8 protein-coding genes are annotated in these 7,131 nt (G+C 65.9%); 5 read left to right on the forward strand and 3 right to left on the reverse strand.

Annotated elements, in window-relative coordinates:
- The 3 genes from WBF82_RS03325 to WBF82_RS03335 all read right to left on the reverse strand — a co-directional run.
- Window positions 1-541: hypothetical protein (locus tag WBF82_RS03325; RefSeq protein ID WP_424381676.1), on the reverse strand; the 541-nt coding region annotated here is incomplete at its 3' end.
- Window positions 528-1,544 carry an LLM class F420-dependent oxidoreductase gene (locus WBF82_RS03330; RefSeq protein ID WP_424381677.1) on the reverse strand — a complete coding sequence of 339 codons (1,017 nt, stop codon included), beginning with the start codon at window positions 1,542-1,544 and terminating at the stop codon, window positions 528-530. The genes WBF82_RS03330 and WBF82_RS03325, both read right to left, overlap by 14 nt.
- Before the next feature lie 46 nt (window positions 1,545-1,590).
- Entirely contained in the window at window positions 1,591-2,055 is a 465-nt protein-coding gene (locus WBF82_RS03335) for a GatB/YqeY domain-containing protein (protein WP_424381678.1), read from the reverse strand.
- A 122-nt stretch (window positions 2,056-2,177) separates the two neighbouring features.
- Between WBF82_RS03335 and WBF82_RS03340 the strand changes: the two genes are divergently transcribed.
- The 5 genes from WBF82_RS03340 to WBF82_RS03360 form a co-directional block, all read left to right on the forward strand.
- Window positions 2,178-3,377 carry a hypothetical protein gene (locus WBF82_RS03340; protein ID WP_424381679.1) on the forward strand — a complete coding sequence of 400 codons (1,200 nt, stop codon included), beginning with the start codon at window positions 2,178-2,180 and terminating at the stop codon, window positions 3,375-3,377.
- 13 nt (window positions 3,378-3,390) lie between these two features.
- A complete protein-coding gene (locus WBF82_RS03345; protein WP_424381680.1) occupies window positions 3,391-4,041 on the forward strand; it encodes a DUF4129 domain-containing protein in 651 nt (216 codons plus the stop codon).
- On the forward strand, window positions 4,038-5,171 hold the full coding sequence (locus WBF82_RS03350; protein WP_424381683.1) for a DUF4350 domain-containing protein: 1,134 nt from the start codon (window positions 4,038-4,040) through the stop codon (window positions 5,169-5,171). The genes WBF82_RS03345 and WBF82_RS03350 overlap by 4 nt, the downstream gene beginning before the upstream one ends.
- A complete protein-coding gene (locus WBF82_RS03355; RefSeq protein WP_424381681.1) occupies window positions 5,168-6,151 on the forward strand; it encodes an AAA family ATPase in 984 nt (327 codons plus the stop codon). The genes WBF82_RS03350 and WBF82_RS03355 overlap by 4 nt, the downstream gene beginning before the upstream one ends.
- Window positions 6,151-7,131 (forward strand): DUF58 domain-containing protein (locus WBF82_RS03360; protein ID WP_424381682.1); only part of this gene is annotated, 981 nt, incomplete at its 3' end. The genes WBF82_RS03355 and WBF82_RS03360, both read left to right, overlap by 1 nt.

The following is a 7,131-nucleotide window of genomic DNA, read 5'->3' on the forward strand; positions in this document are numbered from 1 at the left end:
AGCGATCACCGGAGTCGGTGACTGACTGCAGGTGATACATGAAGGACGGCAGGTTTTCAAGGTTGCGCCAGAACCGATAGGCGTCTTCGGGCGATCGTCGCACCGTCACTGCGGCCCGCAGGCTGCGGTGCGGTGACCCGTTGGCGTGCCGACCGTCGTTGCGGGTGGTGCGCAACGCGGCGTACAGGTCGGCAGCGGCGATGCCGGCAAGCGCGACAGCCGAGGCCGTTCCGCGTCGGCGCCGTCGGCCGTGATTGCTCTTCGCAAGCGCCGCGCCCAGCAAGCTCACATCCAAGATGTCGCCGGCGACCCTGGTCCAAACTAACTTGCTCGACCCGAAGAGCAGGGCTGCGGCATGCGTACATTCCCGCAGCCCCAGCGCCCTGATCACTGTGCGGGACCGGTCAGTGTCGTCGAGGCCTGCTGCGTCGGCGACTTTGCTGGGCGCCAAGATTTCGCTTAGCCCCAGCCCAAGGCTGGCACCGCCCAGGCCCTTGACGAGGGTCGCTGTGGTGTCTGCGGATGAATCACCTATTGCCATTGCCGCCACTGGTCCCGTCGCTTGCCGCTGTCCGTAGTGCCCCCAGCAGCGGCTCGGCGGCTTCTTTGAAGAAGAGGTCTTGGCTGTCGCCACCGATTTGCAGCAGTGCGATGTCGGTGAAGCCGGCTTCCCAGAACGGGCGGACCGCGTCGACGATCGCATCGAGGTCCGGGCCACACGGAATGCTGTCTGCGACGTCCTCGGGACGGACGAACTGCGTCGCCCCGGCAAAACCTGCCGGCGTGGGCAGGTCGGCGTTCACATTCCAACCACCACCGAACCAACGGAATTGGTCGTGGGCACGCTCGATCGCCGCGTCGCGGTCAGGGTCCCAGCAGATTGGTATCTGGCCGACCACCCGGCCTCCACCGGCGATACCCGTGCCCTGGCGCACCGAGTGCCAGGTACGTACGAGGTCACCATTGGGTTCGACCGCGATCAGGTGGTCTGCCAGGGTGGCGAATTTGTCGATGGACTTCTGCCCGCTCATCGCGATGCCGATACCGACCGGAACATCCGGCACATCCCACAGCCGCGCGGAATCGACTTGGTAGTAGTTGCCGCGCCAGTCGACCAGGTCGCCGCTGAACAACGCACGGATGATCTCGATAGCCTCCCGCAGCATCTCTTGCCGTTGAACGATCGCGGGCCAGCCCTTACCGACGACGTGCTCGTTGAGGTTTTCGCCGCTGCCCAGGCCCAGCGTGAACCGGCCGTCGGCGAGGAGCTGCACGGTTGCCGCCTGTTGCGCGACGACGGCGGGGTGATAACGCATGGTCGGGCAGGTCACGTAGGTATACAGATCCACCCGCTCGGTGACTTGGGCTACCGCGCCCAGGACCGCCCAGGCGTTGGGCGCGTGCCCTTGCGATGCCAACCACGGCGAGAAGTGGTCGCTGCTTACCTCGAAGTCGAAACCTCGATGTTCAGCCGAAATCGCGTAGCGGACAAGGTCTTTGGGTCCGTTCTGCTCCGTCATCAAGGTGTAGCCAAACCGTGTCATACGCCATTGGATACCCCTACACGGCCGAGGCAAACGACCGTCGCTGCTAGAGCCTGTCCTTAACTGCCACAGACAGCCGCGACCCGTCGGCCTTGCCGGCCGCCAGCGCAGTCGCAGCTTTCATCACCAGCCCCATCTGTTTCATGCCTGGCCTTTCGCCCAATTGCTCGGCTACCTGCGCAATAGCCGTATCGACCACGTCGGCGACCTCGGCTTCCGTGAGCGGGGTCGGCAGATACTCGTCGATGACCCGGGCTTCGGCGTGCTCGTTGGCCGCCAGTTCGCCGCGTCCGTTTTGGGTGTAGATCTCCGCTGCTTCGCTGCGTTTCCTGGACTCCTTGGCCAGCACCTTGAGCACCTCGTCGTCGGAGAGCTCGCGCGCAGCCTTGCCCGAGACCTCCTCGGTCTGTATCGCGGCCAGCAGCATGCGCAGCGTCGCGGTACGCAACTTGTCCTGCGACTTCATCGCATCGGTCAGATCTGACCGCAGCCTGGATTTGAGTTCCGCCATTGCTGAGACGCTACGCGCCAGCTATCAACAGAGCGCGATACGCGCGCATAACACGACGTTGAGAAATGATCCGGTGCTCGACAGTATGGAGCCATGCCCGACCACGACGGCGGTTCCACCTGGTGAGCGCGCCGCCGCCCGATTACCCGGATTACCCGGACTACCCCCCATTCGGCTACGGTCCCCCGGCCTACCCGCCAGCGGGCTATCCGGGGTATCCGCCGCCTGGCTACGGCCCGCCCGCCTATTACCCACCGCCGTCTTCCCCCTCCTACCCGCCTTCGGCTTATCCGCCTGCACCTGGCTATGGTGTGCCGCCCGGCTATGGCCCCCCATCACCGAATCGCTTGGGAACGAATGCGCCCGGGATAATCCCGTTGCGGCCGTTGAGCATCAGTGACATTTTCAATGGCGCCGCCGCCTACATCCGGACCAACGCAAAGGCCACCTTAGGGCTGACTGCGATCGTGGTGGTGAGTACACAAATCATCACGTTGATCGCCACTGTCGGTCCCCTGGCCGCTGCCAGCCGATTGCGGACAGCACCGTCCGACGACCTGACCGGGGGTGATATCGCGGCCTGGACACTGTCATCTGCGCTAGCCGGCCTGATCGGCTGGCTGGCGGGTGTTCTGCTCAGCGGCATGCTCACGGTCGTCGTGGGCCGGGCGGTGTTCGGCTCAAGAATCGGCCCCGGCGAAACATGGGTCAAGATTCGCGGGCGGCTGCCTGCCTTGTTGGGCCTGGTGGCCTTGGAGTTGGTTGGGCTGATATTGCTGGCCGGCGTGGCGGCACTGATCATCGGGGCGGTCGCCGCCGCCGGCAACCCCGCGGCGGCCGTTGTGATCGGTTTGCCGCTAGGGCTGGCGGCGATAGCGACGGTGGTCTATTTCTACACCGTGCTGTCGTTCGCGCCGGTGCTGATAGTGCTGGAGCGGCTGCCGGTGATCGATGCGATCACCCGGTCATTTGCGTTGGTCCGCAACAGCTTTTGGCGCGTGCTCGGCATCCAGATGCTGACCGGCTTAGTGGTGGTTTTGGTCGGCAACGCGGTCGCTGCGCCGTTCAATTTCGTCGGTGCGTTGCTGATCGGATCCAGCGGCACGTCGCTGGTCGGTGCGACAGTGGGGGCCGTCGGTTCGGCGATCGGCCGAATCATCACTGCTCCATTCAGTGCGGGCGTCGTTGTCTTGCTCTACACCGACCGCCGGATCCGGGCCGAGGCATTCGATTTGGTCCTGCAGACCGGCGCCGCCGGCGGCCCCGCACACACGCGGCCGGCGGCTTCCACCGACTATCTCTGGCTGACCCGGCCGGCGTAGGGACGAGCCGAAGTTGCCCACCATCGACATCGACCGCGATCCCGCGCACCAGGCCGCCCAGCGCGAACTCGACAAACCGATCTATCCGAAGGGGTCGCTGAGCCAGCGGTTGGATGAATGGATTCACGAGCTGCTCTTCCGGCTTATCGAAAAGGGCTCTACCGTGCCGGGCGGATGGTTCACCGTCAGCGTGCTGATTACCCTGCTGATTGTCGCGATAGTGATCGCCATCCGCGTCGCGCGGCGCACCATGCGCACGCATGGGGATGACTATCAGCTGTTCGATACCGGCCAGCTCAGCGCTGACCAGCATCGTGCGGCCGCGGAACGCTTTGCTGCCGAAGGCAATTGGCCGGCAGCGATTCGGCATCGGCTTCGGGCGGTAGCCCGTGGTCTCGAGGAGAGCGGGATACTCGAACCGGCGCCTGGCCGTACCGCCAACGAGCTGGCCCGTGACGCCGGCGCTCGCGTGCCGCATCTTGCGTCCGAATTGTCGCAAGCGGCAACGGCATTCAACGACGTCACCTATGGTCAAATACCAGGGACACAAGATGCCTACCAGCTGATTGTCGACCTTGATGACCACCTGCGATTCCGGTCTCAGGCAGGCCGGCCCCCGTTCGGTGAGCCGGCCCCAATCGATGCATGGGCGCCGGTTCGATGACGGTCGCAGGGACGACAATCCCAGCGCGCCAACGGCGGTCATGGCGGTGGGTGTTGCTCGTGCTGACGGCCGTCTGCGCGGTCGCAGCGATCGGCACCTACGTGACCGCCCCACGTCCCGGCGGAGCGATGGACCCGGCCTCGACCGCACGCGACGGCGCGCACGCGTTGGTCACGCTGCTGCGGGACCGCGGCGTGACCGTCGTGGTCGCCTCCAGCATCGCCGAGGCCGAAAACGCGGCACAGCCCGGAACGTTGCTACTGTTCGCCCAGACCCAGCGCGTCACCAGCGACGCACTGCTACATCGGCTGGCCACCGCGCCAGGCGATCTGCTGCTGGTCGAGCCGACCTCCCGTGCCCGCGGCGCTCTTGCCCCCGGTATCCGCAGCAGCGGCGCCAGTGTGCAGGACACCCAGCCGAATTGCGCACTACGCGAAGCCAACCGGGCAGGCTCGGTGGATTTCGGGCCGTCCAACACCTTCCATGCTGCCGGTTACCGTGCGGTTACCAGCTGCTATGGCGGCGCCCTGGTCCGCTACCGTGACGACGATCGCACGGTGACCGTGGTCGGCAGTACCGACTTTATGACCAACGCAGGCCTGCTGAAGGCCGGCAATGCGGCGCTGGCAATGAATCTCGCCGGCCAGCGTCCGCGCGTAGTGTGGTATGCCCCGCAGCGGGTCGAAGGCGAAACTTCGGGTTCGACAACGATCTTCGGCCTGATTCCAGATAACGTCATCTGGATGGTTCTGCAACTCTGGCTGGCAGTGCTGCTGATCGCGTTGTGGAAGGGTCGTCGAATCGGTCCACTGGTCGCAGAGGAGCTACCCGTGGTGGTGCGCGCGTCGGAGACGGTCGAGGGCCGCGGTCGGCTATACCGGTCGCGCCGAGCGCGCGACCGCGCGGCGCAAGCATTGCGGGCGGCCACTCTGCAGCGACTGCAACCCAGACTCGGCTTGAGCACCGACATGTCAGCGCCTGCCGTGGCAACCGCCGTTGCGCAACGCAGCGGATTTCACGCGGAGTCCGTGCGGCACATTCTGTTTGGCCCATCGCCAGTTGCCGATGCTGACTTGGTACAGCTTGCCCGTGCACTTGACGACATCGAAAGGCAGGTCGCACAACGATGACCCAATCGCGCCCCACCTCCGCCCAACCGCCGGTGGCGGAATCGGCGCGCCAAGCCTTGCTGGCGTTGCGCGGCGAGATCGGCAAAGCCGTCGTCGGGCAGGACGCCGTGATCACCGGTTTGGTGATCGCGCTGCTATGCCGCGGCCACGTACTGCTCGAAGGTGTGCCAGGTGTGGCGAAGACGCTACTGGTGCGTTCCTTGGCCGCGGCACTTCAACTGGAATTCAAGCGTATCCAGTTCACGCCGGACTTGATGCCCGGCGATGTCACCGGATCGCTGGTCTACGACACTCGCACCGCCGCATTCGTGTTCCGAAGCGGCCCGGTTTTCACCAATCTCATGCTGGCCGACGAAATTAACCGCACGCCGCCGAAGACGCAGGCGGCCTTGCTGGAGGCGATGGAGGAGCGTCAGGTCAGCGTGGACGGCGAGCCGAGGGCGCTGCCCGACCCGTTTATCGTTGCCGCGACGCAAAACCCGATCGAATACGAAGGCACCTACCAGTTGCCGGAGGCGCAGCTCGACCGGTTCCTGCTCAAACTGACCGTGCCACTGCCACCGCGCGGTGCCGAGATCGCCATTCTCGGCCGCCACGCGCACGGCTTTGATCCGCGTGACTTGTCGGCGATCCGTCCGGTGGCCGGGCAGACCGAGCTGGAAGCGGGCCGCGAGGCGGTGAGTCAGGTGCTTGTCGCCGAGGAGGTGCTGGGCTACATCGTCGACATCGTCGGCGCCACCCGGCACTCGCCGGCGCTGCAGCTGGGTGTCTCACCGCGCGGGGCAACCGCATTGCTGGCCACCGCGCGGTCGTGGGCGTGGCTCTCCGGGCGCAACTACGTCACCCCCGACGACGTGAAGTCCATGGCCCGGCCGACGCTGCGGCACCGGGTGATGCTTCGGCCGGAGGCGGAACTGGAGGGCGCCACCCCCGACGGCGTACTCGATGGGATTTTGGCCTCGGTGCCGGTGCCACGCTAGTGATCCTGACCGGGCGCACCGGGCTGATCGCACTGATCTGCGGTCTGCCCATTGTGCTATCACCCTGGCCGGCAACATCTTTTGTGATAATGCTGGCGGCGTTGGCCGTCGCGGTGATCGCTGACATCGGTATGGCGGCAAGCCCATCGAAGTTGCAGTACACCCGCATTGCGAACGGCTCGGTGCGGCTGGGCGAAGCGGTGAATGCCGGTGTGCTCATTCACAATGCCGGACGACAGCGGTTTCGCGGGCAGCTTCGGGATGCCTGGCCTCCCAGCGCGCGGGCTGACCCAGCCGTTCACGCCGTCGACATCGCCGCGGGCCGGGTGCAGCGGGTGGACACCTGTTTGCGGCCGGTGCGCCGCGGTGATCAGCGGTCGGCGGTGATCACCGCGCGGTCTGTCGGCCCGCTGGGCATCGCGGGCCGGCAACGTTCACATCCGGTGGCGGGCCAGGTCCGGGTGCTGCCGATGTTCTTGTCGCGCAAGCATCTACCCGCTCGGCTGGCCAAACTTCGGGAGATCGACGGCCTGCTGCCAACCCTGACGCGAGGGCAGGGCACCGAATTCGACTCGCTGCGAGAATATGTCGTCGGTGACGACGTCCGCTCAATCGACTGGCGCGCCACTGCTCGTCGAGCCGACGTCGTGGTGCGGACCTGGCGACCCGAGCGCGACCGGCGGGTCGTCATCGTGCTCGACACCGGGCGTACCGCTGCCGGCCGGGTCGGTGTCGACCCGACCTCGATCGATCCCAGCGGGTGGCCCCGGCTGGATTGGTCGATGGATGCCGCTCTGCTGCTGGCGGCTCTGGCCTCCAGAGCGGGCGATCACGTCGACTTCCTGGCCCACGACCGGGTAACCCGGGCCGGCGTATTCGGCGCGTCGCGAACCGAACTGCTGGCCCGGTTGGTCGAGGCGATGGCTCCGCTTCAGCCGACGCTAATTGAATCAGACGCCACCGCAATGGTTTCCACGATC

Origin of the sequence: Mycobacterium sp. (assembly GCF_049673265.1) — a bacterium.
GTDB lineage: Bacteria > Actinomycetota > Actinomycetes > Mycobacteriales > Mycobacteriaceae > Mycobacterium.

What these genes read in the sequence shown, in the direction of transcription:
- WBF82_RS03330 (WP_424381677.1), bottom strand. Translation starts at nt 1,544, where the DNA reads ATGACACGGTTTGGCTACACCTTGATGACGGAGCAGAACGGACCCAAA.
- WBF82_RS03335 (WP_424381678.1), bottom strand. Translation starts at nt 2,055, where the DNA reads ATGGCGGAACTCAAATCCAGGCTGCGGTCAGATCTGACCGATGCGATG.
- WBF82_RS03350 (WP_424381683.1), top strand. Translation starts at nt 4,038, where the DNA reads ATGACGGTCGCAGGGACGACAATCCCAGCGCGCCAACGGCGGTCATGG.
- WBF82_RS03355 (WP_424381681.1), top strand. Translation starts at nt 5,168, where the DNA reads ATGACCCAATCGCGCCCCACCTCCGCCCAACCGCCGGTGGCGGAATCG.